This window comes from Nocardiopsis sp. TSRI0078 (assembly GCF_001905145.1).
In the GTDB taxonomy this organism is placed as follows: domain Bacteria; phylum Actinomycetota; class Actinomycetes; order Streptosporangiales; family Streptosporangiaceae; genus Nocardiopsis.
Map to the genome: position 1 here is coordinate 311,727 of NZ_LWLB01000032.1, position 26,541 is coordinate 338,267.

The following is a 26,541-nucleotide window of genomic DNA, read 5'->3' on the forward strand; positions in this document are numbered from 1 at the left end:
GCAGGGGCGTCCGCGCGGCGTAGACGGGGGGAAGCCGCACGTGGACACCGGGGCCGACCGCGAGCCGCGCCAGGAGCGCAGCCGGGCCACCCGCGCCCGGCTGCTGGAGGCCGCCGTGGCCTGCCTGGCCGAACACGGCACGGCCGGTGCCACCGTGGGAGCGGTGGCACGGCGGGCCGGGGTCTCCCGGGGCGCCGCCCAGCACCACTTCCCCACCCGCGAGGACCTGTTCCTGGCCGCGCTGCGGCACATGCTCGACAGCCGGGGGGAGGAGCTGCGGCGCGGCGCGGCCGCCGTCCCCGAGGGACCCGGACGCACCGAGGCGGTCGTGCAGATGGTCGTGGACGCGTTCACCGGAACGGACTTTCGGGCCGCGCTCCAGCTGTGGTCGGCGGCCGCGAGCGACCCGGTCCTGCGCGAGCGGATCATCCCGATGGAGGAGCGGATGGGCCGGGAGATCCACCGGTCCGCCGTGGCGCTGCTGGGCGTGGACGAGACGGTGCCCGGGGTCCGCGAGACCGTGCAGGCGACCCTGGACCTGGCGCGCGGCCTGGGACTGGCCAACCTGCTCACCGACGACGGGCCCCGGCGGCGCCGGATCGTGCGCCAGTGGGCGCGCACACTCGACGAGCAGCTCCGGGACCGGACGGGCTGAACCGGCTACCTACGCGACGCGGAGCGTGTCTATCATCGAAGCAGCGGGCGCGGGCCCGCCGAAGGTGTCGTCCCGGACGGAAGAGGCGGTGTGAGGGTGAGTGCGGATGCGGGCAGGGACCTCCCGGGCCTGGCCAAGCGGGCACTGGACGCCTTCGCGGAGAGCGCCTCGCGCCGCAGGGACCGCGACTCCCTGATGGACAACGCCTTCACCGCGCTCTTCGACCTGTACCGGGCGACCTCGCCCGCCCAGCGGCGCTCCCCGGGCGGGCAGGACTTCAACGCCGCCCTGGCCGAGCTGCTGTCGAGCGGCAACAACCCCGACCGGCTCGGCCTGTACGTGGTCCGCAGCCAGACCGCGGCCCTGAACGGCCAGCACGAGGCCTACCGGCCCGCCTGCTGGCGCCGGTCCATGCTGGAGCTGCTCGGCGAGGAGTTCGTGCCCTGGCGGGACTTCCTGCGCCCCGGGGACCTGGAGACCGTCCGGAGCATCGACGAGGCCCTCGTGGAGGTGGCGGGCAGCGCCCGGCCGGTCGACGAGGAGGAGGTCCCGGCCTGGGTGCCCGAGTCGCACTGGTGGTGGTGGGAACCCGCCCGCCAGCGCGGCGAGGAGGCCCCCGAGCGTTACGACAGCGGACCTTTGGACGCCGTCGGCGACTGACCCCCGGTCCGGGAGGCGATGAGCTCCCGGTACCAGGCGAAGGAGTCCTTCGGGGTGCGCCTCTGGGTGCCGTGGTCCACGTGCACCAGTCCGAAGCGCTGGTGGTAGCCCTCGGCCCACTCGAAGTTGTCGGTGAGCGTCCACACGAAGTACCCGCGCACGTCCGCGCCCCGCTCCCGGGCGGCCTCCACGGCGGCGACGTGCCCCTCCAGGTAGGCGATCCGGTCGGGATCGGCGACCCGGCCGCCGACGGAGACGGAGTCCTCGTAGGAGCAGCCGTTCTCGGTGACGTACAGCGGCGGCAGCGCGTCGCCGTAGCGTGCGCGCAGCAGGTCGATCATCCGGCCGAGTCCCTCGGGCACCACCGGCCAGCCGAACGCCGTGACCGGCGCGCCGGGGACCTCGCCGAAGCCGAACGGCAGGCCGGACCCCTCGTCGGGCGCGGTGACCGGGGTGGGGTTGTAGTAGTTCACCCCGATGCCGTCCGCGCTGCCCGCGATCAGGTCCAGGTCCCCCTCGCGCACGCCGGGCACCTCCCCGGCGGTGAACGCGGACAGGTCCGGATACGCGCCGGTCAGCACGGGATCGGTGAACAGCCGGTTGTGCAGGGCGTCGTAGGCCCTCGCCGCTCCGGCGTCGGCCCCGGTGGCGGGCTCGGCGGGGGAGTAGTTGTTGGTGAGCAGCACCTCCAGGCCGCGTGAGCGCAGTTCCCCGGCGGCCAGACCGTGCGCGAGCAGCAGGTGGTGGGCCACCTCCAGTGCCCCGGGCACGTCCAGCGTCCGGCCGGGGGCGTGGACTCCGAACACGTGCCCGTAGACCATGTGCACCAGGGGCTCGTTGAGGGTGATCCACCGGTCCACCCGGTCGCCCAGGCGGTCCGCGGCCGCCGCCGCGTACTCGGCGAAGGCCGGGGCGGTGCCGCGCGCGCTCCAGCCGCCCTCCTCCTCCAGCGCCTGGGGCAGGTCCCAGTGGAACAGGGTCGGCACCGGGGCGACGCCCCGCTCCAGCAGGGCGTCCACCAGGCGGTCGTAGAAGTCCAGCCCGGCCCCGTTCACCGCGCCGCGCCCGGTCGGCACCACCCGGGGCCAGGCGATCGAGAACCGGTAGGCGTTCACCCCCAGCCGGTCGAGCAGGTCCACGTCCTGCTCCCACCGGTGGTAGTGGTCGCAGGCCACGGCGGGGCTGTGCCCGTCGCGCACCGTGCCCGGGCGCCGGGCGAAGACGTCCCACACCGACGGGGCGCGCCCGTCCTCGTCGAGGGCTCCCTCGACCTGGAAGGCGGCCGAGGCCACCCCCCCACAGGAGCGGTGACGACATGGGCGGTACCTGCCTTTCACGGGGAGCAGGGAGGGGCGTCAGGCCACACCCCTGATCCGCCACACGAGGGCGGCGCCGAGCAGGGTGAGCAGCCCGCACACGGTGTACAGCGCCGGGTATCCGCCCAGGTGGACCACGATCGGACCGGCCAGGGCGGGGGCGATGACCTGGGGTCCGGCGCTGGCGATGTTGACGATCCCCAGGTCCTTGGCCCGTCCCTCGGCGGCCGGGAGCACCTGGGTGACCAGGGCGTTGTCCACCGACAGGAAGACGCCGAAGCCGGCCCCCAGCACCACCGCGCACACCAGGACCACCGTCCACGCGGGGAAGGCGGCGATCAGGAACGCGGGTACGGCCGCCACCGCACCCGACAGGCACACCATGCCCCGGCGGCGGCCGATGCGGTCCGAGACCAGACCGGCGACCACGGTCGTGGCCACGACCGCCGCGGTGTAGGCGCAGATGAGCACCAGGAGTCCGTCCGCGGCCGAGGAGCCCGGGAACAGGTCCTCGTAGCCCACCTCGTCGGTCAGGAAGTAGAGCAGGTAGAGGGTGGCCATGGCGTTGCCCGTCTGCATGAGGAAACGGGTCAGCCACGCCCAGGCGAAGTCGGGGTGCCTGCGCGGGGACACCCACATGCCGCGCGCGAACTCCCTCCACGGCGGGCGCGCCTCGCGGGGCAGCGGCGGGTCGGGGGCCAAAAGCGCGAACGGCAGCGCGCAGGCGATGGTCAGCACGCCGATCAGGGCGTAGCCGGGCGCGGTGCCGGTGGCCACCACCGTCACCAGCAGCACGGCGACCACCACGCCCGCCGACTGCGGGATGCCGATCCACCCCGAGACCGCGCCGCGCTGGCGGACGGGCACGTGGTCGGGCACGGCGGCGAGCAGGGTCGCGTTCAGGCAGGACAGCGCGGCCTGAACGAAGGACCACCCCAGCAGTACGCCGAGGACGCCGTCCTGCCGGCCGAGGAGCACCAGGCCCAGGCCGCCCAGGACCGCCCCGGCCAGGACCCACGGGCGGCGGCGCCCGAACCGGCCGGTGGTGCGGTCCGACAGCGCACCGGCCAGCGGGGTGCCCAGGGTGGCGCAGGCCGCGCCCGCACCGGTCACCCAGGCCAGGGTGGTCTCCTTGGAGTCCGGGGCGAGCAGGCCGACCTGCTCGGGCAGCAGGACCTGGAGGGGGCCGAAGAAGGCCACCCACATGCCCAGGTTGGCCAGGCTGATCCCGGCCACCCACAGGCGGCGGACGGGGCGTGTGGGTTCGGCGAGTGCCTCGGGGGCGTCGGGACGGTGCGGTGACGGCCGCCCGGGGGAGGGCGGCGGCGCCGGGGGTGTGCGCACGTGTGACCTGCCTAACATGAATTCGTCTCATGTTAGACAGGCCGAGCGTCCCATGGAAGTCCTCGGAGCGGGTCAGCCGCGCCCGGGAGCCGGATCGCCCTGGCGGGCGTGCTCGGCGCCCAGCGCGATCGGCGCGGCCAGCCACTCGTCGCGCAGCCCGAACGCGTCCACCAGCTGCACGGCGTAGGGGCGCAGGCCCCGGCACAGGTCGTTCACCGCCTGGGTGACCGCCTTGGCCCGGCTCGTGGACAGGCGCTCGTGCTCCAGGAACCAGGCGCGGTCCTCCTCCACCACCGACAGCACGTACAGGTCGCACAGACGGTTGAGGAGCTTGGCCGTCGAGGTGTCGCCGCAGCGGTCGATCCCCGCCACGAACGCCTCCAGCACCACCCGGTCCATGTGCGCGCGGCCCGCGGCGAGCACGTGGTCCTGGGCGCGGTTGAAGGCCTCGAAGGCGTCGCCGCCGTCCTTCCCGGACCTGCGCAGCCGTGCGGCCAGCCCCTCGATGACGTGCTTCTCGCGGTCCTCCAGCAGTTCCAGCTGCCAGCCGCGGTTGTACAGGCCGGCCTCCTCGCCGCGCCCCGGGGCCGCCGCGACGAGCCGGTCGATCAGCGGGATCGCGGCGGTGCGCTCGATGACCGTCTCGAAGACCTTGCCCGCCATGAAGCGGACCAGGCCCAGCTGGTCCAGGTCGCCGAACGAGTCCTGGAAGTTGGTCAGCAGGCTCTTGGTGAGCTGCTGCAGCAGGACCGTGTTGTCGCCCTCGAACGTGGTGAAGATGTCGGAGTCGGCCTTGAGCTGGGGGATGCGGTTCTCCGACAGGTACCCGGCGCCGCCGCACGCCTCGCGGCAGGTCTGGATGGTCCTGGTGGCGTGCCAGGTGGCCACCGCCTTGAGCCCGGCCGCCCGCGACTCCAGCTCCCGCTGGGCGCGGGCGTCGTGCTCGGAGGACAGGGACAGCTCGTGCAGGCGGGTCACCAGCTCCTCCTGCGCGAAGTGCAGCGCGTAGGTGCGGGCCAGCGCGGGCAGCAGCTTGCGCTGGTGCGCCAGGTAGTCCAGGACGCGCACCTCGCGCTCGGGCCCGCCCTCGGTCCCGGGGCGCCCGAACTGGCGGCGGGTGTCGCCGTAGCGCACCGCGATGGCCAGCGCGGCCTTGGCAGCGCTGCCCGAGCCGCCCGCGACGCTGATCCGGCCGCGGATGAGCGTGCCGAGCATGGTGAAGAAGCGGCGGTTCTTGCTCTCGATGGGGCTGGAGTAGGTGCCGTCGGGGGCCACGTCCCCGTACCGGTTGAGCAGGTTGGTGCGCGGCACCCGCACGTGGTCGAACTCCAGGCGGCCGTTGTCCACGCCGTTGAGCCCGGCCTTGACGCCGCAGTCCCCGATGCGCACGCCCGGCATGGGCTCTCCCCGCTCGTCGCGGATCGGGACCATCAGGGCGTGCACGCCGTGCTCCTCGCCGTCGGCCTCAAGCTGGGCGAAGACCACCGCCATACGGCCGTCGCGCGCGGCGTTGCCGATGTAGTCCTTGCGCGCCGACCCGTCGGGCGTGTGGACCACGAACTCCTCGGCGGCGGGGTCGTAGGCGGCGGTGGTGCGCAGGCTCTGCACGTCCGAGCCGTGGCCGGTCTCGGTCATCGCGAAGCAGCCGGGCAGCTCCAGCGACATCACGCCGGGCAGGTACTCGGCATGGTGGCGCTCGGTGCCCAGAGCGCTGATCGCCCCGCCGAACAGGCCCCACTGCACGCCCATCTTCACCATGAGGGACAGGTCGTTGACCAGCATCTCGAAGCCGACCACGGAGGCGCCGACGTCGTCGCGGCCGCCCACCGAGGAGGGGAACCCGTAGGTGGGCAGGTCGGTCTTGGCCAGGGCCTGGAGCTGGGAGAGGGTGCGGGCGCGGTGCTCCTCCACCGACAGTCCGTGGACGGGGGCGAACAGCTCTCCCTGGAGGACGTCGCGGGCCTGCTCCCGCACGTGGGCCCAGCGCCCGTCGAGGAGGCCGCGCAGTTCGGCCTCGTCCAACCGCAGTGCTTGTTCGGTCATGTGCTCCCCCTGTTGGTCCTCGTCGACGCGGCCCTGTCCCCCGTGACTACCACCGCCGGGCGGGGCGGAAACGGCGCGGACACGCCCGGGCCGCGGGTACACGACAACCGTAGGGGGCAGGGGACGGGGACGGGCCCGGCCGGACGGCCGAGCCGGTCCCGTCCGGGGCACTCCGGCCATGGGGCGCCCCGCGTGGACGGAGACGGGCACTTCCGTATTCGGGGAGAGGAGAGGCGACCGTGGAACAGCGCACGCCAGGGGAGTCGGACGTCCGGACACGGGTGCTCCTGGTCGGATGGTTCTCCTTCGTGGACGGGGAGGCCACCTCGGGCGACGTCGGGGCGGCGAAGGCGGTCTCGGCCGCGCTGCGGGGGGACGGCGTCGCACACGACATCGCGTGGAGCCCCGGTTTCCACCCCGAGGGGCCCTCCCTGGGGGAGGTGGACCCGGCCGCCTACTCGCACCTGGTCTTCGTGTGCGGTCCGGTCAGCGGGCACCAGGTCGAGGAGCTCCACCGGGCTTTCGCGTCCTGCCGGCGGATCGCGGTCGGCGTGTCGGTGCCCGATCCCCGGTCCCCGGCCTTCCTCGGCTTCCACACCGTACTGGCCCGCGACGGAGCGGGGGAGGAACCGGAGCGCGACCTCGCCGCGGGCGCCCCCGCGGGCCGGCCGGTGCCGGTCGTGGGTGTGGCCACCGCCCCCGGCCAGCGCGAGTACCGGGGCCGGTCGGCGCACGCGGGGGTGCACCGGGCCCTGGAGAGGTGGCTCGTGGCCAAGGACTGCGCGCGCGTTCCGGTCGACACCCGGCTGGACACGGCCGACTGGCTGCACTGCGGTGAGCCGCACCAGTTCGACGCCCTGGTGCGCCGGATGGACCTGCTGGTGACCACCCGCCTGCACGGGCTGGTGCTGGCCCTGCGCAACGGGGTGCCCGCCGTGGTGGTGGACCCCGTCGCGGGCGGCGCCAAGGTCGCGGCCCAGGGCAGGGTCTGGGACTGGCCGGTGGAGACGGTCGGCCATCCGGAGGAGGAACCCGACCCCGGGCGCCTGGACCGGCTCTGGAAGTGGTGTCTGGACTCCGGCCGCCAGGCCGCCCGGTCCCGGTCGGGCGACCTCGGCTCACCGCTGCTCGGCGCGCTGTCGGAGGCGCTGCGGGCACATCCGTCCGGACGCGGCCGGACCTGAGGCCGGTCGCCGCCCGGTCCCGCGTGCGCGGTCAGACCGCCAGTGGGGCGGGCACGGGCTCCCCGGCGGAGTCCACCCGGAGCAGGAGGTCGTCCAGGGACAGGCCGAGCGCGGTGGCGATCGAGGCGACCGTGAAGAACGCCGGGGTGGGGATGCGCCCGCCCTCGATCTTGCGCAGGGTCTCGACCGAGATCCCGGCCCGGCGCGCGACGTCGACCATCGTTCGCTCCCCGCGGGCCTGCCGGAGCAGGGCACCCAGGAGGCGGCCGCGCTCGATCTGGTCTGCGGTCAGCGGTTCTCGAACCATGGGGGGAGTCTAACCGCTCCGCGTTGAAGGACAATAGGAATACCGGTATAACTATTGGCGTCAGGCGCGGAGAGCGCCACGAGCGACGACGCCGGGAGCGAACGTGGTGGAACTCAAGACACCCTCCGAGATCGAGGGCATGCGCGCGGCCGGACGGGTGGTCGCACGGGCCCTGCGGGCGGCCCGGGCGCTGGCCGCCCCGGGCCGCACCACGCGCGAGCTGGACGCGGCCGCCGCCGAGGTGATCGACGGATCAGGCGCCGAACCCCTCTTCCTGGGCTACCGACCCCCGTGGGCGCCGACGCCCTTTCCCGGCGTCGTGTGCGTGAGCGTCAACGACGAGATCGTGCACGGCGTCCCCTCCGGGCGGGTGCTCGCCGACGGGGACCTGGTCAGCGTGGACTGCGGCGCACGGGTGGACGGCTGGTCGGCCGACGCCGCCGTCAGCTTCGTCGTCGGCACGGCCGACCCCGCCGACCTGGCCCTGGTCGCCGACACCGAGGCCGCCCTGGCCCGGGGGATCGCCGCCGCGCGCCCCGGTGCCCGGATGGGCGACGTGGCCCACGCCATCGGGTCCGGGGCCCGCCGGGCGGGGTACGGGCTGACCGCCGACCACGGCGGGCACGGTATCGGCCGCGCCATGCACGAGGACCCCGACGTGCCCAACGACGGACTCCCCGGGCGGGGGCTGCGGCTGCGCCCCGGCCTGGTCGTGGCCATCGAGCCGATGCTGGTCCGGGGCGGCACCGACGACTACGCGCACGCCGACGACGGCTGGACCGTGTGCACCGCCGACGGCAGCCGGGCCGCGCACTGCGAGCACACCGTGGCCGTCACCGAGGAGGGGCCGGTCGTGCTCACCGTCCCCTGACCGGCTCAGGCGGAGGGCGGGCGGGACAAGCCCGCCATGGGCGGGCGGCGCGTCACGGGGGCCTCGGAGCCGGCCCCCTCCAGGCCCTCGCGCACCCGCCGGTCGGGCTCGCCGTACACCTCCAGCCCCACCACCGAGCAGTGCTCCATGACGGAGCGGACGTGGGGTCGGAGGCGGGCGGTCCTCAGGCCAGGCCCGGAACGGCCAGCTCCAGGCTGCCGTCGTCGGCGTCGAGCAGCGCCGGGACACCCAGCGGCATGGTGAGCTGGGCCGCGCAGTGCCCGAACTCCAGGCCCCACAGCACCGGCACCCCCAGAGGCCCCAGGCGGTCGCGCATCAGTTCGGCGACCACCCCCGGGTCGGGCGGGCAGTCGGTCCACGTGCCCAGGGCCACGCCGGCCACCCCCTCCATCCACCCCGTGCGCAGCAGGTGGGTGAGCATCCGGTCGAGCCGTGCCACGTCCTCGCCGATGTCCTCCAGCAGCAGGATGCCCCCCGACGCCGACAGGCGGCTGTGCGGTGTGGCCAGGCCGTCGTTGAGCAGGCTCAGGTTTCCGCCGAAGGTCACGCCCTCGGCCCGCCCCGGCACCAGCGCGTGCGCGCCCGGCGAGGTCAGCAGGATCCGCTGCTCGGGGTGGAACAGCGTGGTGCGCAGCTCCTCCTGGGCCGCCGGGTCGCCCACGAAGTAGCGGGTGCCGACCACCGGCCCGTGCACCGTGGCCACCCCGAGCTCCACGGCGAACGCCTCGTGCAGCGCCGTGACGTCGCTGAAGCCGACCAGCGCCTTGGGCCCGGCTCCGCGCATCGCGTCGAAGTCCAGCAGGTCCAGTGTCCGGTGGGCCCCGTCGCCGCCGCGCACGCAGAACACCGCGTCCACGTCCGGGTCGCACCAGGCCTCCTGCAGGTCGGCGGCCCGTGCTGCGTCCGACCCGGCCAGGTAGGGCAGCCGCGGATGCCGCTCGCGCACGTGCGGGGCCGGCTCCACCTCCAGCCCCCAGCCGCGCAGCGCCTCCGCCGCCGCCTCCAGCCGCTCCGCCGGGACCGGGCTGCACGGGGCGACCAGCCGCACCCGGTCGCCCTCCCGCAGCCGAGGCGGCCGGACCAGCTCCCGCACACCCCGGGGGTCCGGGGTCCGGGCCACCGCCTCCGCCACCTCGGTCATCGCCTCTCCCACGCTGCGCCCTCCAAGATCATCCGCGTGCGCCGACACGGATCCCGCCTCCGCGGCCCGGCCAACGGGCCCCAGTTTCCCAGGTGACCGGGGACCCGGGCGCTCAGGCGCGCAGGAACGTGTCCAGGACGCGCACGCCGAATCGCAGGCCCTCCAGCGGTACCCGCTCGTCCACGCCGTGCAGCAGGCCCGTGTAGTCCAGGCCCTCGGGCTGCGCCAGGGGGGAGAAGCCGTAGCACTCGATGCCGAGCCGGGCGAACACCTTGGCGTCCGTCCCCCCTGCCAGGCACACCGGCACCACGTGGGCACCGGGATCGTGGAACAGCAGGGCCTCACGCAGCGCCGCGAAGGCGGGGGAGTCCACCGGCGCGGCCACCGGCGGCGAACCGTGCGCGTACTCCCAGGTCACACGGTCACCGGTGAGCTCGTCCATGGTGGTGGCGAACTGCTCCTCGCCCCCGGGCAGCACCCGGCCGTCCACGCCCGCGGTGGCCTCACCGGGCACCACGTTCACCTTGTACCCGGCCGAGAGCATGGTGGGCGTCGCGCTGTTGCGGGTGGTCGGACCGATCAGCGGCGCGGCCGTCCCCAGCCTCTCCACCAGGGAGGCCACCGTCTCCGCGGTGCCCGTGTCGCCGGGCACGCGCTCGATCTCCAGGGCGGCGGCGATCGCGTCGATCGACGCCCGCGTGACGGGGGTCAGGTGCAGCGGCCACTCGTGGCGGTCGATCCGGGCGACGGCCCCGGCCAGGGCGCCGACCGCGTTGTCGGCCGGAGGCCGGGAACCGTGCCCGGCGGTGCCCCGGGCGCGCAGGGTCAGCCAGGCGCTGCCGCGCTCGGCCGCGCCCACGGGGTACAGGCGTACCGGCTCCCCGGAGGCGGTACGGGCGTGGATGGTCTCCCCGCCGCCCTCGCCGATCGCGGTGGCGCAGCCCTCGAACAGGTCGGGGTGCTCACGGACCAGGTAGTCGGCACCGTAGGCGGCGCTGTCCTCCTCGTCGGCGACGAAGGCCAGCACGATGTCGCGCCGGGGCCGCAGTCCGTGCCGCGCCCAGTGGCGCACGACGGCGGTGACCATGGCGACGGAGTTCTTCATGTCCACGGCCCCGCGCCCCCACAGGGCGGGCGCGCCGGTGACGGGGCAGTCGGCGATCTCCCCGGCGAAGGGCGGCACCGTCCAGTCGGCGGCGTCCGCGGGCACCACGTCCAGGTGGCCGTGCACCAGCAGCGCGGGCGCGGTGGGGTCGGTGCCGGGGACGCGCGCGACCACGTTCGCGCGGCGGGGAGCCGACTCCAGGATCCGGGGAGCCAGTCCGGCGTCGCCGAGCGCCTCGGCGGCGTACTCGGCCGCGGCGCGCTCGTCGCCCCGGCCGCCCCCATGGTTGGTGGAGTCGCGGCGGATGAGGCCGCGGGTCAGCTGGACGGCGTCCTCCCCGGCTGCCGCGAGGCCGTCGGTTCGCCCGGGAAAGGAGGTGGCGGTGTGGCCCACGTGCGCGGCCTCGCTCTCGACTGCAGGGTTTCGGTGAAAGGAGGGGAACGTGGTGACTCGTGATGATGCGGTGCTCCCCGGCACAGTTCTACCAGTTCCGAACGGGGGCGCCCGGGCATTCCGGTGGCGGCGGGGCCGCCGCCACCGCGACCCCGCCCTCTCCCGGAGGGACGTCAGCCGTAGTCCGCCTCCATGGCGTTGGAGATGAGCGTGGTGACCGCCTTGAAGCAGCGGATCATCTCGTAGGCGTCCGGGGAGGTGTAGCGGACCCGCCGCACCCCGACACGCGTGACGCCGGGGACGATGGCGGCGGCCTGGGCGAGCTGGGCGGAGTCGACCTCGACCTCCACGGCCCTGGGAGCCGGCTCGACGGGATCCAGGCGCCCGGCCAGCATCATGGCGGCACGGGCCCCGGCCCGGATGTCCCGCGCGGTCCTGATCGGGGGGCGGCAGCGGGCCGCGTACCGGCTGACGTGGTCCTTGACCGCGACCGTCCGCGCGAACGGGGCGTAGGCGGCGGCGTCCTCGCAGGCGCGGTCGTCCCCGGTCACCAGGATGACGGGGGCGCCATACTCGGCGACCACGGCGGCGTTGAGGCGGCCCTCGCCGGCGGGCTCGCCGTCCAGCCACACGCCGGTCACCGCGTTGGGCAGGTAGGTGTGGGCGAGGACGCCCTCGTCCCCGGCGCCGCAGTGGTAGCCGAGGAACACCACGCCGTCGCAGTCGCCGGACTGGACGCCCTCGACCATGGACAGCTCCTTGTGCCGCCCGGTGATCATGGTGGCGTCACCGTTCAGCTCCTCCAGCAGGAGGTTGCGCATGGTCGCGTGCGCCTCGTTGACCAGGACCTCGGTGGCGCCGCCCTCGAACAGTCCCTCGACGGCGGCGTTGACGTCGCTGGTGAACATGGCCCGGCAGCGCTGCCACTGCTCCGTGCCGGGCTCGACGTCGGCGGGCCAGGTGACGCCCGTGGCGCCCTCCATGTCGGCGGAGATGAGGATCTTCACCCGCAAGACCCTACGCTCCGACCCGCCGTGCATCCACGGCCTCGCGCGGCCTTTTTCCGTCTCCGGTCCGACCGGCGGGGAGGACCACCCCCGGGGTGCTCCCTAGGGCAGGGTGAGGATCTCCGCACCGGACTCGGTGATGACCAGGGTGTGCTCGAACTGGGCGGTCCACCTGCGGTCGGCCGTCACGGCGGTCCAGCCGTCGTCCCACATGTCGTACTCCACGGCGCCGAGCGTGATCATCGGCTCGATCGTGAAGGTCATGCCGGGCTCCATGACGGTGTCCGCGCGAGGGTCGTCGTAGTGCGGCACCACCAGCCCCGAGTGGAACTCCGGGCCCACACCGTGGCCGGTGAAGTCGCGGACCACGCCGTAGCCGAAGCGCTTGGCGTAGGACTCGATGACCCGGCCGATCACGTTGATCTGACGGCCCGGACGGCACGCCTTGATCGCGCGCATGGTCGCCTCGTGGGTCCGCTCGACCAGGAGGCGGTGCTCCTCGGTGACGTTCCCGGCCATGAAGGTGGCGTTGGTGTCGCCGTGCACGCCGTCCTTGTAGGCGGTGATGTCGATATTGACGATGTCGCCGTCGGAGATCACCGTGTCGTCCGGGATGCCGTGGCAGATCACCTCGTTGAGCGAGGAGCACAGCGACTTCGGGTAGCCCTTGTAGCCCAGCGGGCTGGGGTAGGCGCCGTGGTCCAGCAGGAACTCGTGGCCGACCCGGTCGAGCTCGTCCGTGGTCACCCCGGGCTCGACGTGCTTGCCGACCTCCTGCAGGGCCTGCGCCGCGATCCGTCCGGCCACCCGCATCCGCTCGATGGTCTCGGGGGTCTGTACGTCGCCGAGGACGCCTTCCACGGGATGCTTCCGTCCGACGTACTCCGGGCGGACGATGTGGGAGGGAACCGAACGTTGTGGCGAGATTCGCCCAGGAACCAGCGGAGTAGTCATGAACACTGATTGTAGTTCGTGGGCGGGCCCGCCGGTCCTGGGCGGAGCCCTCCCGGGGGAGTGTGAGGAAGGACCCGGCCTGGGTAGGTCGCACGGCGGGAGAACACGTTCCCGCTCCGGGCGCGGCCCGGAAGGAAGGGAGTGAGTGTGAGCGAGGACATGTCACAGGACGGCAAGTGGTGGTACTGCCTCAAGCACAACCGGGTGGAGCACGGTCCGGGCTGCCCCAACAAGGTGCGCATGGGCCCCTACCCGGACGAGGCCACGGCCGCCAGCGCGCTGGCCATCGCCGCCGAGCGCAACGAGGCGTGGGACGTCTCCGACGAGGAGCAGGAGCTGTGACCTGCGCTCCCCGCGGCCCGGGCACCGGGTCGCGGGGTCCGGGCCGTACCGGGTCCGCCTCCGCTCCGGGGCCTCTGACAGGATCGGCGTATGACTGAACAGAGCACACCCGAGGGCGCCGACGTCGCCGCGATGACCGTCTCCGTCCTGGGCGGGACCGGCGACCAGGGGCGCGGCCTGGCCCGACGGCTCGCCCTGGCCGGACACACCGTCCACCTGGGCTCGCGCAGCGCCGAGCGCGCGGAGAAGGCCGCCAGGGACCTGGTGGAGGGCGAGTCCGTCCCGATCGACGTGCGCGGCCTGGACAACGCCGGGGCCGCCGCCGCGGGCGACGTCGTCATCGTCGCCGTGCCCTGGGAGGGGCACAGGGAACTGCTGGAGGGCCTGGCCGAACCGCTGGCGGGCAAGATCGTCGTGGACTGCGTGAACCCGCTCGGGTTCGACAAGCGGGGCCCCTTCGCACTCGACGTCGCCGAGGGCAGCGCCGCACAGCAGGCCGCCGAGGTACTGCCGGACAGCCGCGTCACGGCCGCCTTCCACCACGTGTCCGCGGTGGTCCTGCTGGACCCCGAGGTCGAGGAGGTGGACCTGGACGTCCTGGTGCTGGGCGAGGACCGCGCGGCCACCGACGTGGTGCGCGCCCTGGCCGACCGGATCCCCGGCGTACGCGGCGTCTTCGGCGGGCGCCTGCGCAACGCCCACCAGGTCGAGGCCCTGACCGCCAACCTCATCGCGGTCAACCGCCGCTACAAGACCCACGCGGGCATCCGGATCACCGGCCTGTAGCCGGCGGGCCCTCCCACCGTCGACACGTGCGGCGCCGGCCCCTCGTGGGGACCGGCGCCGCACGGGCGGGAGGCCGCGGTCAGCCGCAGTAGACCGAGCGCTCCTCGTCCGTCATCTGCCGCGTGGACTGGGTGATGGTGCTGCCCTGGTCGTCGGCGGGCCCCTCCGCGGTGAAGGGGGCGTACCAGATGTAGTGGCCCCACTCCCGGTCGGGGAAGTGCAGCTCGTAGGTGCCGTGGACGCGCTGCATCCTGGGCCCGTAGTACACGCGGGCCACCTCGCCCGGCTGGGCGGTGACCTGCGTCCGCTGGCTCTGGGTGTGGGACGAGCTCCACTCGTGGCCGTAGGAGAGGGTGAAGCTCTGCTTGAAGACCACGCCGAACGTCGCCGTCATCGACAGGTTCACGCTGTTGGACTCGCCCGTGGTCTTGGACCACTCCACCATGGACAGCTGTTCGTGGTCGGTGCAGTTGTAGACGGGGGAGCCGACCGGCTCGGAGGTGTTCTGGAAGTACTCCGGCGCACCCGAGGGGTGGAACTCGCACAGGTCGGTGCTCTCACCGCACCTCTCCAGCAGTTCCCTGACGGTCGGAGTGCCTTCGTGGTCGGCCGAGGCCGGTGCGGGGGACAGCGCCAGGGCCGCCGCCAGGCCCGCCGCGGCGCCCACTGCGAGGGTTCTCATCGCTCTGCCTTTCGCGGGGTCGGGGGTCACGGGCACGCGGCCCTCTCGGCGTCGGTCATCGGGCGCACGTTCTGCGTGACGACGTCCTCCGGGGAGTCGGGGACGGGTCCCTCGACCGTGAAGGGGGCGTACCAGATGTAGTGGCCCCACCTGCGGTCGGGGAAGTGCAGCTCGTAGGTGCCGTGGACACGCTGCATCCGGGGCCGGCGCTCGACCCAGCCCACCTCGCCGGGGCCGGTGTTGACGAAGGTGGTCTGGCTCTCGGTGTGCGACGTCGTCCAGGTGTGCTCGTAGGACTGCTCGTAGGACACGGAGAAGACCTCGCCGAATCCGGCCTCGGTGGTCAGGGCCAGGCCGACGCTGTTGCTCTGGGACGTGGTGTCGGACCAGGTCACGGCCATGTCCTGGCGGCCGGAGGTGCAGTTGAAGACCTCGGAGCCGACGACGCGGCCGCCGGCGGAGAACAGTTCGCGCTCTCCGCCGGGGTGGAACTCGCAGAGGTCGGTCGCCACGCCGCACAGCTCCAGCAGCTCACGGACCGTGGGGTTGCCCTCGTGGTCGGCGTACGCGGCGGTCGGGGACACCGCGATCGTGCCCGCCACGGCGACGGCGGCGGCGCACAGCACGGCGTACGTGCGTTTCATGTCGGTTTTCCCTTCGAGCGGGGGCAGGGGAAAAGCGGGGCGTTCAGCCCAGGGTGGTGGAGACGGTGCGGTCGTTCATGTAGTCGCCGACGTAGTTGGTGTTCTCGCGGTAGGGGCCGTCGCGGTCACCGGTGCCGTCCGGTCCCGAGTGCAGCCACAGGGCGCACCTGGCCCACGGCTGTGCCGAGCTGATCATGTTCTGCCAGTCGGCCGGGAAGGTGAACCAGAACTCGGTGTCGTCGCCGCCCTGGCACGTGTTGTCGCCGTAGAGGGTGAAGGAGGCGCCGCCGTAGTTCTCGTGCTCGAAGTACGTGCCGATGATGACGTCGGACCCGGCCGCCAGCAGGGAGACGCGGTTGCGGTCCAGGGCCCGCTCCTGCTCCTCCAGGGTCCGGCCGGTCCGCTCCTCGGCGGCCGTGATCGCCTCGTCGAAGGTGGCGAAGCACTGCTCCTGCCCGGTGCCGACGTCGCTGATGCAGTGCCGCCCGTCGTCGGAGGGAGCGGAGGCGGCGGCCGTCGTCGCCACCGCGGCGGTGGCGATCGCGACGGCCAGGGCGACGGCCCGGGGCCGTCCGTGCGGTGAGGTCATGCGTTCTCCGTGCTCGTCTGGGGGTGAGACGTGACTTAACGCAGATTAACGGAACTCTTAGGTCTTGTTTGGTGACTGTCCGTATATAATCCGTCATGCGGTGGGGCTTCGCCGCGGAAAGAATTTTTCTGACTGCCCGGGCTCAACGGGGGAAGGTTTCCGACGTTATTGGCCCGGTGATCGGTTGTTTAACGCGATGGGAGGCGGACGCGTGGGAGGGGGTGCTCCGACCTGCGGTTCCATGCCCCGTGGAGCCGTGTCCGGGACCGTTCCGGGCGAAAGGGGCCGTCCGGCCCGGGCGGGCCGGAGGATTTCTCCGGTGACGTGCGTCACGTACAGGCGTTCGGGTGGGATCGGGAAGTCCCGGAATGTCACCCAGGGTGTCCGTCTTCGGAAGGTGTCCGTGTGGGAAACACACTTTGTCCCCGAAGAAGGTCGGAGTGTCCTGGGGTGTTCGGACGTGGTTCTCCGTTCCACTTTCCGAACGCGCGGTCCGAGGGGCGCGCGAACAGGGGTTGTGAACGCGAGTCTTTGTGTGTGTTCCTGTGGTGATCGGTCACTCTGCGTTCTGCGTCGGGGGCCCGGTGTTCCGAGGCGGCCCCGCGCGGGGGCGCGGAGCCGCCGACCCCTGCGGCAGGGGGCTCAGGACACCCAGTCCTTCACCTTCCCGATCAGCGCGGCCGGGTCCTCGCCCATGGGGATCACGTTGAGCTGGGTGACCCCCGCGGCGCGGAAGGCCTCCACCCGCTCGCGCACGTAGGACTCCGGGCCGACCATGTTGGTCAGCTCCACGAACTCCTCGGGCACGGCCGCCGCGGCCTCGTCCTTCTTCCCGTCCAGGTACAGGTCCTGGATCTTCTCCGCCGCCTCCTCGTAGCCGTAGCGGCGGGCGACCGTGTTGTAGAAGTTCTTGCCCTTGGCGCCCATACCGCCGACGTACAGGGCGATCATCGGCCGCACGAAGTCGAGCAGCCTCTTGGTGTCCTCGCCCTCGCCGATGGCGAGCAGCCCGCCCGCCGAGATCTCCAGCTCGCCCAGGGAGGGGTCCCGCTCGGCCCTGCCCTCGGCCAGTGCCTCGCCCCACACCGTGTCGGCCTTCTCCGGGATGAACAGGTGCGGCAGCCAGCCGTTGGCGATCTCCGCTGTCATGGCCACGTTCCTGACGCCCAGCGACGCCACGTAGACCGGGATGTCGGGGCGCACGGGGTGGTTGATGATCTTGAGCGGCTTGCCCAGGCCCGTGCCCTGTTCCGGAGGCAGGGGCAGCTGGAACACGGTGCCGTCGTGGGTGAGCCGGTCCTCGCGCGCCCAGATCTTGCGGCAGATCTCGATGGTCTCGCGGGTGCGCGCGAGCGGTTTGACGTAGGGCACACCGTGGAAGCCCTCGATGACCTGCGGGCCGCTGGCCCCCAGACCGAGGATGGCGCGCCCGCCGGACAGGTCGTCCAGTCCGGCGGCGGTCATCGCGATGAGGGAGGGGGTGCGGCTGTACAGCGGCAGGATGGCCGAACCGATCGCCACGGTCTCGGTACGCGCGGCGATGTAACCCATCAGGGTGGGGCTGTCGAACCCGTAGGCCTCGGCGACCCACACGGTGTCGAGTCCGGCTTTTTCCAGTTCGACCACCTGGTCGACGGCGGCCTTGGGCTCACCCGCGTACTGGAGCGGCATCGAGATGCGCATCTGTCCTCCCGGGAGGGCCGGACCCCCGGCCCCTTAGGCGCTGGAATACGGTGCGACTCTACTCCCGAGTACGGTTCGGCCCGTTGCCCCGGTCACACGGGAGCGCGCCCGGTACGGAAAAGGACCGCCGACCGGGGCAGGCCCCGGCCGGCGGTCCGCGCGCTCCTCGCCCTCAGCCGAGGGCCGGCCCGGCCGTCAGCCGGTGTAGGAGTGGCGCTCCTGCGGGAACGTCCCGCCGACGACCTCGTCGGCGTAGGCCGAGGCCGCCTCGCGCAGCGTCTCGTTCAGGTTGGCGTAGGTCTTGACGAACTTGGCCACGCGTGGGCTCAGCCCCGCCATGTCCTGCCACACCAGCACCTGGGCGTCCGTGGACGGGCCGGCGCCGATGCCCACGGTGGGGATGGACAGCTGCTCGGTCACCTGTGCGGCCAACTCGGCGGGCACGCACTCCAGCACCACCGCGAAGGCGCCCGCTCGCTCCATCTCCTTGGCGTCCTTGAGCAGCCCGGCCGCGGCCTCGCCGCGCCCCTGCACCCGGTAGCCGCCCAGGGTGTTCACCGACTGCGGGGTCAGGCCCAGGTGCGCCATCACCGGCACGCCCGCCGACACCAGCAGCTCCACCTGCGGGGCCACCGCGTGGCCGCCCTCCAGCTTCACCGCCTGGGCCCGGCCCTCCTTCATGAAGCGGGAGGCCGACTCCAGCGCCTGCTGGGGCGAGGCCTGGTAGGAGCCGAACGGCAGGTCGGCCACGACCAGCGCCCGCCGGGTGGAGCGGGACACGGCCGCGGTCAGCGGAACCAGTTCGTCCACCGTGACCGGAAGGGTGGTGTCGTAGCCGTAGACGACGTTGGCCGCCGAGTCGCCGACCAGCAGGACCGGGATGCCGGCCTCGTCGAAGACCCGGGCGGTGAGCGCGTCGTAGGCGGTCAGCATCGGCCAGCGCTCGCCGCGCTCCTTGGCGGCGGCCAGGTCGCGGACGGTGACACGCCGGTTGGTGACCCCGCCGTACAGGGCGTTGCCGTTCGGCTCGGGGGTCTTGCCTGGGGTGTTCATGATGTACGTTCCTCCGTTGTCTCGAAGCACCTCGGGGGTGTCTCCGGACGTGTGGACGAATGATGGTGTCGCGCTCGCGCGCTGGGCGGCCAGGGGCCGCGGGCGGTCCGAGGGGACCGGACGTGTGCGGGGACGGGGCCCTGCGCCGGGTGGCGGGGGACCGGCCGTCGCACGCGAACATCATCGCATGCCCCCGCACGTACCACTTCCTTCGGGATACATGGGGATACAACCGGATTGCGCCTTCGGATGTTTCCATGTAGCCCTGGGAACACAAGGGCCGCAAGGGGGAGGCCAACGCACCGCCCGCGCCGCCGGGGCCCACCGGCGGCGCCGTTCGTGGGCGCGGTCGCGCCCCGATCGTGTGCCCCGGCGACGGAGGTGGTTCGTGGACGCGCAGACGGCTTATCGGCGCAGGTGGGGCGGGCTCGCGGTACTGGTCATCTGCCTGCTGGTGATCGTCGCCGACAACACGATCCTCAACGTGGCGCTGCGGGTGCTGTCCGACCCCGTACAGGGCCTGGGCGCCAGCCAGTCGCAACTGGCCTGGGCGATCAACTCCTACACGCTGGTCTTCGCCGGGCTGCTGTTCACCTTCGGCGTGCTCGGCGACCGGTGGGGCCGTCGCCGCCTGCTCATGCTGGGGCTGGCGGTGTTCGGCGCGGCCTCGGCGCTGTCGGCCTACTCCCAGAGCCCCGAACAGCTCGTCCTGGCCCGCGCGGTGATGGGGTTCGGCGCCTCGATGGTGATGCCGCAGACCCTGTCGATCATCACGAACGTGTTCCCCGCCGAGGAGCGCGCACGCGCCATCGGGATCTGGGCGGGCTCGGTCGGGATGGCGATGGCCATCGGCCCGTGGGCGGGCGGCCTGCTGCTGGAGAACTTCTGGTGGGGCTCGATCTTCCTCATCAACGTGCCCTTCGTGGTGCTGGGCCTGGCCCTGATGCTCGTCCTGATCCCGGACTCGCGGGACGAGGACCCCGGAAGGCCGGACGTGCTGGGCGTGCTGCTGTCCGTCCCGGGCCTGGTGCTGCTCATCTACGGCATCATCACCGCGGGCGAGAGGGCCTCCCTGGCGGACTGGGACGTGTTCGGCGCCCTGATCGGCGGTGTGGCCGTGCTCGCGCTCTTCCTGGTGCACGAGTCGCGCACCCCGTCCCCCTCCCTGGACGTGCGCTTCTTCCGCGACCCGAGGTTCAGCGTCTCCATCGCCATCGTCATGGTGCTGTTCTTCAGCATGGCCGGGATCATCTTCTTCCTGAGCTTCTACTGGCAGAGCGTCCGGGAGTTCTCGCCGTTCGTGGCGGGGCTGCTGGTGCTGCCCGCCGCCCTGGGGCAGATGATCATGGCGCCGCTGAGCCCGACGCTCGTGCGGTGGGCGGGGCCGCGCGTGGTCGCCGCCGTCGGCGTGCTGGGCGTGTGCTCGTGCTTCCTGTTCTTCACCCGGTTGGAGGTGGACACGCCGCTGCCGCTCATCATCGGGTTCTTCTTCCTCCAGGCGGGTGCGATGGCGGTGGTCCTGACCCCCGCGACCAACGCGATCATGTCCTCGGTGCCGCCGGGCAGGGCCGGCGCCGCCTCCGCGGTGCAGAACACCGTCCGCCAGGTGGGCACGGCGATGGGCGTCGCGGTCCTGGGCGCGGTCATCTCCTTCCGGTACCGGGCCGGGATCACCCCCGTCCTGGAGAGGGCGGCCGAGGGGGAGGGCGCGGCGGACCCGGGGGAGCTGCGCTCGGCGGGCGAGTCGATCGAGGCGACCATGGCCCTCGCCCGCCGCATGGGGGAGGAGGGCCGGGTCCTGGTGGCCCCCGCCAAGGAGGCGTTCCTGTCCGGGCTGCACACGGCGGCGACCGTGTCCCTGTGCTTCGGCCTGGTCGGGCTGGTCGTGGTCCTCGTCTGGATGCCGCGTGAGGCCGGCGGCCACCGGGCCGCGGACGAGCCCGGGGAACGCGGCCCGGCGGGCTCGGGGAGCTCCGGGGGGACGGGGGCCGACTCCCCGCGGTGACGTCCGCGGGCGCCCGGTGGGGGCCGGTGGGCAAAGGCCCGGGCGGAGACCGGCCCGACCGGCGGAACCGGCCACCGGAGCCGGTCGCCTACCTTGTGTCCATGCGTCTGACCGCTTTCACCGATGTCTCACTGCGGCTGGTCATGCGGCTCGCGGTCGCGGAGGACGGCGAGCTCCTCACGACCAGGACCGCCGCCGGGATGCTCTCCGTGCCGTACACGCACATGGCCAAGGCCGTGGCCCGGCTGTCCGACATGGGGCTGGTGGAGGCCCGGCGCGGCCGCAACGGCGGCCTGCGCCTGACGGAGGCCGGGAGGCGGGCGTCGGTCGGGTCGATCGTGCGCGAGCTGGAGGGCGGAGGGGACCTCGCCGGGTGCGAGGACGATCCGCCCTGCCCGCTGCGCGCCGCCTGCCGGCTGCGGGGAGCCCTGGGCGAGGCGCGCGAGGCGTTCTACGCCTCACTCGACGGCGTCACCGTGGAGTCCCTGGTGGCGCCGCCCGCCCGTGGCGCCCTCACCCTGTTGCGCTCCGACTGACGTCCTCCTCGGGGCGACCCCTCGTGGAAGGTGCGTCCGGCGCGCAACGGCACCCCCGGTGGGGGCCTCCCCGCGGTGGTTTTAATATGCATCCCAGATGCCAATTATCTGTCCCGGGACAGGTTTCCCCACCAAGGAGCCCCCATGCTCTCCACCGAGTCCGCCGCCGCGGTACGGTCCACCCTCCCCGTCGTGGCCGAGGCCCTGGACACCGTCACCGCCCGGTTCTACGAGACGATGCTCGGCGACCGGCCCGAACTCCTCGACGGCATGTTCAACCGGGGCAACCAGGCCTCCGGCGAGCAGCGCGCGGCCCTGGCCGGATCGATCGCCGCCTTCGCCACGATGCTCCTCGAACGCCCGGACGAGCGCCCCGACGCCCTCCTCTCCCGTATCGCCCACAAGCACGTCTCCCTCGGGGTCACCGAGGACCAGTACGTGGTCGTGCACAAGTACCTCTTCGCCGCCATCGCCCACACCCTCGGCGACGCGGCCACCCCCGAGGTCGTCGGGGCCTGGGACGAGGTGTACTGGCTCATGGCGGGAGCCCTCATCGCGGCGGAGGCGCGCCTGTACGCCGGCCACGGGCGCACGGGCCAGGAGGTCTGGCGCCCCTGGCGGGTCGCCGAGCGCCGCGAGCAGACCCCCGACACCGTCTGCCTGACCCTCGAACCCGAGGACGGGGACCCCGTCCCCGCCTTCCGGCCCGGCCAGTACGTCAGCGTCCGCGTCCGCATGCCCGACGGCGTCCGCCAGGCCCGCCAGTACTCCCTGACCGGCGGCGAGGGCAGGCGCCGCCGCATCACCGTCAAGCGCCTGCGCGCCGGGGCGAACCCCGCGGGCGAGGTCTCCACCCTGCTGCACGACACCGCCGTCCCCGGAGACACCGTCATGGTGTCCGTCCCGGCGGGCGACGTGACCCTGTCCGACGGCGACCACCCCCTCGTGATGGCCTCGGCCGGGATCGGCTGCACACCGATGGTCGCCATGCTCGGCCGGCTCGCCGGACGGCGCAGCGGGCGCCGCGTCCTCGTGCTGCACGCCGACCGCAGCCCGCGCGACCACGCCCACCGGGACGAGATCCGCGCCCTGGTCGACGCGCTCCCCAACGCGACCTCACGGTTCTGGTACGAGACCGGCGGCGACGACGGCCGGGGGCGGATGGACCTGAGCGGGGTGGAGATCCCCCGGGGCGCCGAGGCCTACCTGTGCGGGCCGCTGCCGTTCATGCGCGACGTGCGCGCCCAGCTGCTCGGGGCCGGCGTGCCCGCCCGCCTCGTCCGCTACGAGGTGTTCGGCCCCGACCTGTGGCTGGGCACCGACTGACCCGGTCCGCCTTCGGGGCCGGGCCGGTCCCGCCTTCGCGGTCCGGGCCCGCCCCGGGGAAGGCCGCGAGGTCGTCCTGGAACAGCGGGGCGACCACGTCGTGTGGGGGCGTGGCCTCGACCACTCCTGGGTCGCGGAGGAGGACTCGGTGCTGCTAACGCTCCGGTGGCCGTCCGTGCCCGGCCACGCGGTGCCGGACGGCCGTCCACAGGCGTCAGCGGAACGGCCGGGAAAGTCGTAGGCTCAGGAGTTACCACCCGTCCACCGACCCTCATGGGGGCACCCTAGCCATGGCCGACTCCTTCGCCCATCTGCACGTCCACACCGAGTACTCGATGCTCGACGGGGCCGCGAAGCTGAAGCCCCTGTTCAAGGAGGCGTCGAGGCTGGGCATGCCCGCGGTCGCCATGACCGACCACGGCAACATGTTCGGGGCGTACGAGTTCTACCAGCAGTCCAAGGGCTCGGGGGTCAAGCCGATCATCGGCATCGAGGCCTACGTCGCACCCGAGTCGCGCTTCCACAAGAAGCGGGTCTTCTGGGGGCGGGCCAGCGGATCCGACGACGCGTCGGCCGAGGGCGGCAAGGACATCTCCGGCGGCGGGCGCTACCTGCACATGACGATGCTGGCGGAGAACGAGACCGGGCTGCGCAACCTCTTCAGGATGTCGTCCCTGGCGTCCATGGAGGGCTACTACATGAAGCCCCGCATGGACCTGGACCTGATGGCCGAGCACAGCGAGGGCGTCATCGTCAGCACCGGCTGCCCCTCGGGCGGCGTGCAGACGCGGCTGCGGCTGGGGCAGGAGAAGGAGGCCATCGAGTACGCGGGCAGGCTCCAGGACATCTTCGGCAGGGACAACGTCTTCCTGGAGCTGATGGACCACGGCGTGCCCATCGAGAAGGAGGTCCGCGACGGCCTGCTCAGGGTCGGCCGCGAGCTGAACATCCCGCCGCTGGTCACCAACGACTCCCACTACGTCTACGAGTCCCAGGCCTCCGCGCACGACGCCCTGCTGGCGGTGGGCGTGGGCAAGAACCTGGACGACCCCACCCGCTTCCGGTTCAACGGCTCGGGCTACTACCTCAAGAGCGCGGACGAGATGCGCGGTCTCCTCAACTTCGACGAGTGGCAGCAGGGCTGCAAGAACACCCTGCTCATCGCCGAGCGCATCGACCCGGGGGCCTACGACTCGGTGTTCGCGCACCGCGACCTGATGCCGGTCTTCCCCGTGCCCGAGGGGGAGACCCAGTCCTCCTGGCTGGCCAAGGAGATCGAGCGGCTGCTCCCCACGCGCTACCCGGACGGGGCGGGCGACGAGGTCCGCAGGCGGGTCGAGTTCGAGCTGGGCATCATCAACGAGATGGGTTTTCCCGCCTACTTCCTCGTGGTCGCCGACATCTGCCAGTACGCGCGCAAGAACGGGATCGCGCTCGGGCCGGGCCGCGGCTCGGCCGCCGGATCGATGGTCGCCTACGTCCTGGGCATCACCGACCTGGACCCGCTGGAGCACGGCCTGCTGTTCGAGCGCTTCCTCAACCCCGAGCGCGTGACCATGCCCGATGTCGACCTGGACTTCGACGAGCGTCGGCGCGGGGAGATGATCGAGTACGTCACCCGCCTGTACGGCGACGAGCGCGTCGCGCAGATCCTCACCTTCGGCACCATCAAGGCCAAGGCCGCCGTCAAGGACTCCACCCGTATCCTCGGCATGCCCTACTCGGTGGGGGACCAGATCACCAAGGCCTTCCCCGCCGCCGTGGGCGGCAAGGAGATCCCGCTGGAGGCGGTGTCCAACCCCGAGCACGAGCGCTACAGCGAGACCACGGAGCTGCGCAACCTCGTCGAGAACGACCCGCAGGTCAACAAGGTCATGGAGACCGCACGGGGTATCGAGGGCCTGACCCGCGGCACCGGCGTGCACGCCGCGGGCGTCATCCTGTCCAAGGAACCCCTGCTCGACGTCATCCCGCTGCACAAGCGCGACACCGACGGCGCCATCATCACCGGCTTTCCCTACCCTCAGTGCGAGGACATGGGACTGCTCAAGATGGACTTCCTGGGCCTGCGCAACCTGACGATCATGGACGACGCGGTCAAGAGCATCAAGGAGTCCGAGGGGATCGACATCGACCTGGGGAAGCTGCCCCTGGACGACAAGAAGACCTACCAGCTGCTCTCACGCGGCGACACCCTGGGCGTGTTCCAGCTGGACGGCGGCGCCATGCGCAACCTGCTCAAGCGGATGGAACCCAAGAAGTTCGGTGACATCGCGGCCGTGCTGTCGCTGTACCGGCCCGGCCCGATGGCCGCCAACGCGCACAACGACTACGCGGACCGCTCGAACGGGCGCCAGGAGATCACCCCGATCCACCCGGAGCTCAAGGAGGCCCTGGACCCGATCCTGGGGGAGACCTTCCACCTGCTCGTCTACCAGGAGCAGATCATGGCCATCGCCCAGCAGCTGGCCGGGTACACGCTGGGCGGCGCGGACCTGATGCGCCGCGCGATGGGCAAGAAGAAGAAGGAGGCCCTGGAGGAGGAGGAGGCCAAGTTCTTCCCCGGCGCCATGGAGCGCGGCTTCTCCAAGGAGGCGGTCCAGGCCCTGTGGGACGTCATGCTCCCCTTCGCCGGGTACGCGTTCAACAAGTCGCACGCCGCCGGGTACGCGCTGGTCTCCTACTGGACCGCCTACCTCAAGGCCAACCACCCCGCCGCCTACATGGCCGCGCTGCTGACCTCGGTCAGCGACGACAAGGACAAGATGGCGGTCTATCTGGCCGAATGCCGCACCCAGGGCATCAAGGTGCTGCCGCCGGACGTCAACGACTCGGGTCTGCGCTTCACCCCGGTCGGCAAGGACATCCGCTTCGGCATGGGCGCCGTCCGCAACGTCGGCGCCAACGTGGTCAACTCGATCATCAGGACCCGCACGGAGAAGGGCAGGTACACCTCCTTCACCGACTTCCTGTCCAAGATCGAGCTGGCGGCCTGCAACAAGCGCGTCATCGAGTCGCTGATCAAGGCGGGCGCGTTCGACTCCCTCGGCCAGCCGCGCCGTGAGCTGTACCGCCACCACGAGACGGCGGTCGAGGGCATGATCAGCTCCAAGAAGCAGGAGGCGCACGGCCAGTTCGACCTGTTCGGCGGCGCGGACGAGGGCGACTCCGCCCCGATCGGCCTCAACATCAACTGGGGCGACGAGGAGTGGGACCGCAAGACCAAGCTCTCCTTCGAACGGGAGATGCTGGGCCTGTACGTGTCCAGCCACCCGCTGGCCGGCGCCGAACGCGTGCTGGCGCGCTCGCGCGACACCTCCATCGCGCAGATCGTGGCCGGTGAGCTGGCCCGCGAGCGCGGCGAGGTGCGCATCGCCGGGCTGATCTCCAAGGTGGACAAGCGCACCAACAAGGCGGGCAACCAGTGGGCGATCGCCACGGTGGAGGACCTGGACGCCAGCATGGAGGTCCTGTTCTTCCCCAAGACCTACCCGCTGTACGTGGAGGCCCTGCTGGAGGACACCGCGGTCACCGTCAAGGGCCGGTTGAACGACCGGGACGGCACGTGGTCGATGTTCGCCTCCGAGATGTCGATCCTGGACATCTCGCACATCACCGAGGGCGAGCCGCCGGTGCTGCTGACCGTGGACGAGAAGCGGCTGACCCCCGAGCTGATCGGTGACCTGCGCCAGGTGCTGTCCACGCACAAGGGGGAGACCCCGGTACGGATCCGGGTGGACAACCCGGTCCGGTCCAGGATCTACGCCGTGGACCGCTACTCGGTGCGGATCTCCCCGGAGTTCAACGGTGAGGTGAAGAGCCTGCTGGGGGCCTACGCGGTCGACTACTGATCTGCCCCGTCCTCCTGGTCCCCGGGCGCCCCGTGAAGGGCGT

General features: G+C 72.4%; 23 protein-coding genes and 1 pseudogene. 10 read left to right on the plus strand and 14 right to left on the minus strand.

The window, feature by feature from the left end; genetic code table 11:
* Nucleotides 1-40 precede the first annotated feature (40 nt).
* Together A6A08_RS18470 and A6A08_RS18475 are read left to right on the plus strand one after the other, a co-directional pair.
* Nucleotides 41-655: a TetR/AcrR family transcriptional regulator gene (locus tag A6A08_RS18470; RefSeq protein WP_073703857.1), complete on the plus strand. Its 615-nt coding sequence runs from the start codon at nt 41-43 to the stop codon at nt 653-655.
* A gap of 90 nt (nt 656-745) precedes the next feature.
* Nucleotides 746-1,315 (plus strand): hypothetical protein, encoded by a 570-nt coding sequence (locus A6A08_RS18475; RefSeq protein ID WP_073703858.1) that lies wholly within the window; start codon nt 746-748, stop codon nt 1,313-1,315.
* Here A6A08_RS18475 and A6A08_RS18480 read toward each other — a convergent pair.
* The 3 genes and pseudogenes from A6A08_RS18480 to A6A08_RS18490 form a co-directional block, all read right to left on the minus strand.
* A pseudogene (locus A6A08_RS18480) lies at nt 1,279-2,632 on the minus strand (GH1 family beta-glucosidase). The gene A6A08_RS18475 and the pseudogene A6A08_RS18480 overlap by 37 nt on opposite strands.
* A 38-nt stretch (nt 2,633-2,670) precedes the next feature.
* The gene (locus A6A08_RS18485; RefSeq protein WP_073703860.1) at nt 2,671-3,975 is read right to left on the minus strand and encodes an MFS transporter; all 1,305 of its coding nucleotides are present in this window, start codon (nt 3,973-3,975) and stop codon (nt 2,671-2,673) included.
* Between the two features lie 72 nt (nt 3,976-4,047).
* Complete coding sequence (locus A6A08_RS18490; protein ID WP_073703861.1) at nt 4,048-6,018, minus strand: acyl-CoA dehydrogenase; 1,971 nt, start codon at nt 6,016-6,018, stop codon at nt 4,048-4,050.
* A 239-nt stretch (nt 6,019-6,257) separates the two neighbouring features.
* Between A6A08_RS18490 and A6A08_RS18495 the strand changes: the two genes are divergently transcribed.
* Nucleotides 6,258-7,202, plus strand: a complete 945-nt coding sequence (locus tag A6A08_RS18495) for a polysaccharide pyruvyl transferase family protein (protein ID WP_073703862.1) — start codon at nt 6,258-6,260, stop codon at nt 7,200-7,202.
* Between the two features lie 31 nt (nt 7,203-7,233).
* Here the strand turns inward: A6A08_RS18495 and A6A08_RS18500 are convergent, their stop codons facing one another.
* The gene (locus A6A08_RS18500; RefSeq protein ID WP_073703863.1) at nt 7,234-7,509 is read right to left on the minus strand and encodes a helix-turn-helix domain-containing protein; all 276 of its coding nucleotides are present in this window, start codon (nt 7,507-7,509) and stop codon (nt 7,234-7,236) included.
* A 103-nt stretch (nt 7,510-7,612) separates the two neighbouring features.
* Here A6A08_RS18500 and map (A6A08_RS18505) point away from each other — a divergent pair, with 103 nt between their 5' ends.
* Entirely contained in the window at nt 7,613-8,380 is a 768-nt protein-coding gene (gene map / locus A6A08_RS18505) for a type I methionyl aminopeptidase (protein WP_073703864.1), read from the plus strand.
* Nucleotides 8,381-8,385: 5 nt separating this feature from the next.
* Here the strand turns inward: map (A6A08_RS18505) and A6A08_RS28035 are convergent, their stop codons facing one another.
* The 5 genes from A6A08_RS28035 to map (A6A08_RS18525) form a co-directional block, all read right to left on the minus strand.
* Nucleotides 8,386-8,529, minus strand: a complete 144-nt coding sequence (locus A6A08_RS28035; RefSeq protein ID WP_158069294.1) for a hypothetical protein — start codon at nt 8,527-8,529, stop codon at nt 8,386-8,388.
* A gap of 35 nt (nt 8,530-8,564) precedes the next feature.
* Nucleotides 8,565-9,542: an LD-carboxypeptidase gene (locus A6A08_RS18510; RefSeq protein WP_073703865.1), complete on the minus strand. Its 978-nt coding sequence runs from the start codon at nt 9,540-9,542 to the stop codon at nt 8,565-8,567.
* 112 nt (nt 9,543-9,654) lie between these two features.
* Nucleotides 9,655-11,040 carry a M20/M25/M40 family metallo-hydrolase gene (locus A6A08_RS18515; RefSeq protein WP_073703866.1) on the minus strand — a complete coding sequence of 462 codons (1,386 nt, stop codon included), beginning with the start codon at nt 11,038-11,040 and terminating at the stop codon, nt 9,655-9,657.
* Nucleotides 11,041-11,213: 173 nt separating this feature from the next.
* Nucleotides 11,214-12,047: a M55 family metallopeptidase gene (locus A6A08_RS18520; protein ID WP_073703999.1), complete on the minus strand. Its 834-nt coding sequence runs from the start codon at nt 12,045-12,047 to the stop codon at nt 11,214-11,216.
* Nucleotides 12,048-12,149: 102 nt separating this feature from the next.
* On the minus strand, nt 12,150-13,001 hold the full coding sequence (gene map / locus A6A08_RS18525; RefSeq protein WP_083609191.1) for a type I methionyl aminopeptidase: 852 nt from the start codon (nt 12,999-13,001) through the stop codon (nt 12,150-12,152).
* Between the two features lie 147 nt (nt 13,002-13,148).
* Between map (A6A08_RS18525) and A6A08_RS18530 the strand changes: the two genes are divergently transcribed.
* Together A6A08_RS18530 and npdG are read left to right on the plus strand one after the other, a co-directional pair.
* Nucleotides 13,149-13,343 (plus strand): hypothetical protein, encoded by a 195-nt coding sequence (locus tag A6A08_RS18530; protein WP_073703868.1) that lies wholly within the window; start codon nt 13,149-13,151, stop codon nt 13,341-13,343.
* A 90-nt stretch (nt 13,344-13,433) separates the two neighbouring features.
* A complete protein-coding gene (npdG, locus tag A6A08_RS18535; RefSeq protein ID WP_073703869.1) occupies nt 13,434-14,129 on the plus strand; it encodes an NADPH-dependent F420 reductase in 696 nt (231 codons plus the stop codon).
* A 79-nt stretch (nt 14,130-14,208) separates the two neighbouring features.
* On the opposite strand, the gene A6A08_RS18540 is transcribed toward npdG, so the two are convergent.
* The 5 genes from A6A08_RS18540 to panB form a co-directional block, all read right to left on the minus strand.
* The gene (locus tag A6A08_RS18540; protein ID WP_073703870.1) at nt 14,209-14,811 is read right to left on the minus strand and encodes a hypothetical protein; all 603 of its coding nucleotides are present in this window, start codon (nt 14,809-14,811) and stop codon (nt 14,209-14,211) included.
* Between the two features lie 26 nt (nt 14,812-14,837).
* Nucleotides 14,838-15,455, minus strand: a complete 618-nt coding sequence (locus tag A6A08_RS18545) for a hypothetical protein (RefSeq protein ID WP_073703871.1) — start codon at nt 15,453-15,455, stop codon at nt 14,838-14,840.
* A gap of 43 nt (nt 15,456-15,498) precedes the next feature.
* The gene (locus A6A08_RS18550; protein ID WP_083609177.1) at nt 15,499-16,044 is read right to left on the minus strand and encodes a hypothetical protein; all 546 of its coding nucleotides are present in this window, start codon (nt 16,042-16,044) and stop codon (nt 15,499-15,501) included.
* Nucleotides 16,045-16,686: 642 nt separating this feature from the next.
* Complete coding sequence (locus A6A08_RS18555) at nt 16,687-17,727, minus strand: LLM class F420-dependent oxidoreductase (protein WP_073703872.1); 1,041 nt, start codon at nt 17,725-17,727, stop codon at nt 16,687-16,689.
* Nucleotides 17,728-17,922: 195 nt separating this feature from the next.
* Entirely contained in the window at nt 17,923-18,780 is an 858-nt protein-coding gene (gene panB / locus A6A08_RS18560; protein WP_073703873.1) for a 3-methyl-2-oxobutanoate hydroxymethyltransferase, read from the minus strand.
* Nucleotides 18,781-19,168: 388 nt separating this feature from the next.
* Here panB and A6A08_RS18565 point away from each other — a divergent pair, with 388 nt between their 5' ends.
* The 4 genes from A6A08_RS18565 to dnaE all read left to right on the plus strand — a co-directional run bounded on the left by A6A08_RS18565 (nt 19,169) and on the right by dnaE (nt 26,498).
* Nucleotides 19,169-20,785 carry an MFS transporter gene (locus A6A08_RS18565; RefSeq protein ID WP_073703874.1) on the plus strand — a complete coding sequence of 539 codons (1,617 nt, stop codon included), beginning with the start codon at nt 19,169-19,171 and terminating at the stop codon, nt 20,783-20,785.
* A 101-nt stretch (nt 20,786-20,886) separates the two neighbouring features.
* The gene (locus A6A08_RS18570) at nt 20,887-21,321 is read left to right on the plus strand and encodes an Rrf2 family transcriptional regulator (protein ID WP_073704001.1); all 435 of its coding nucleotides are present in this window, start codon (nt 20,887-20,889) and stop codon (nt 21,319-21,321) included.
* A gap of 144 nt (nt 21,322-21,465) precedes the next feature.
* Nucleotides 21,466-22,647, plus strand: coding sequence for a globin domain-containing protein (locus A6A08_RS18575; RefSeq protein ID WP_073703875.1), 1,182 nt, complete (start codon nt 21,466-21,468; stop codon nt 22,645-22,647).
* Nucleotides 22,648-22,937: 290 nt separating this feature from the next.
* Nucleotides 22,938-26,498, plus strand: coding sequence for a DNA polymerase III subunit alpha (dnaE, locus tag A6A08_RS18585; protein ID WP_073703876.1), 3,561 nt, complete (start codon nt 22,938-22,940; stop codon nt 26,496-26,498).
* Nucleotides 26,499-26,541: the final 43 nt, after the last annotated feature.

What these genes read in the sequence shown, in the direction of transcription:
- A6A08_RS28035 (WP_158069294.1), bottom strand. Translation starts at nt 8,529, where the DNA reads ATGGAGCACTGCTCGGTGGTGGGGCTGGAGGTGTACGGCGAGCCCGAC.
- A6A08_RS18540 (WP_073703870.1), bottom strand. Translation starts at nt 14,811, where the DNA reads ATGAGAACCCTCGCAGTGGGCGCCGCGGCGGGCCTGGCGGCGGCCCTG.
- A6A08_RS18500 (WP_073703863.1), bottom strand. Translation starts at nt 7,509, where the DNA reads ATGGTTCGAGAACCGCTGACCGCAGACCAGATCGAGCGCGGCCGCCTC.
- dnaE (WP_073703876.1), top strand. Translation starts at nt 22,938, where the DNA reads ATGGCCGACTCCTTCGCCCATCTGCACGTCCACACCGAGTACTCGATG.
- A6A08_RS18545 (WP_073703871.1), bottom strand. Translation starts at nt 15,455, where the DNA reads ATGAAACGCACGTACGCCGTGCTGTGCGCCGCCGCCGTCGCCGTGGCG.
- A6A08_RS18575 (WP_073703875.1), top strand. Translation starts at nt 21,466, where the DNA reads ATGCTCTCCACCGAGTCCGCCGCCGCGGTACGGTCCACCCTCCCCGTC.
- A6A08_RS18510 (WP_073703865.1), bottom strand. Translation starts at nt 9,542, where the DNA reads ATGACCGAGGTGGCGGAGGCGGTGGCCCGGACCCCGGACCCCCGGGGT.
- A6A08_RS18555 (WP_073703872.1), bottom strand. Translation starts at nt 17,727, where the DNA reads ATGCGCATCTCGATGCCGCTCCAGTACGCGGGTGAGCCCAAGGCCGCC.
- A6A08_RS18490 (WP_073703861.1), bottom strand. Translation starts at nt 6,018, where the DNA reads ATGACCGAACAAGCACTGCGGTTGGACGAGGCCGAACTGCGCGGCCTC.
- npdG (WP_073703869.1), top strand. Translation starts at nt 13,434, where the DNA reads ATGACTGAACAGAGCACACCCGAGGGCGCCGACGTCGCCGCGATGACC.
- A6A08_RS18570 (WP_073704001.1), top strand. Translation starts at nt 20,887, where the DNA reads ATGCGTCTGACCGCTTTCACCGATGTCTCACTGCGGCTGGTCATGCGG.
- panB (WP_073703873.1), bottom strand. Translation starts at nt 18,780, where the DNA reads ATGAACACCCCAGGCAAGACCCCCGAGCCGAACGGCAACGCCCTGTAC.
- A6A08_RS18550 (WP_083609177.1), bottom strand. Translation starts at nt 16,044, where the DNA reads ATGACCTCACCGCACGGACGGCCCCGGGCCGTCGCCCTGGCCGTCGCG.
- map (WP_083609191.1), bottom strand. Translation starts at nt 13,001, where the DNA reads ATGACTACTCCGCTGGTTCCTGGGCGAATCTCGCCACAACGTTCGGTT.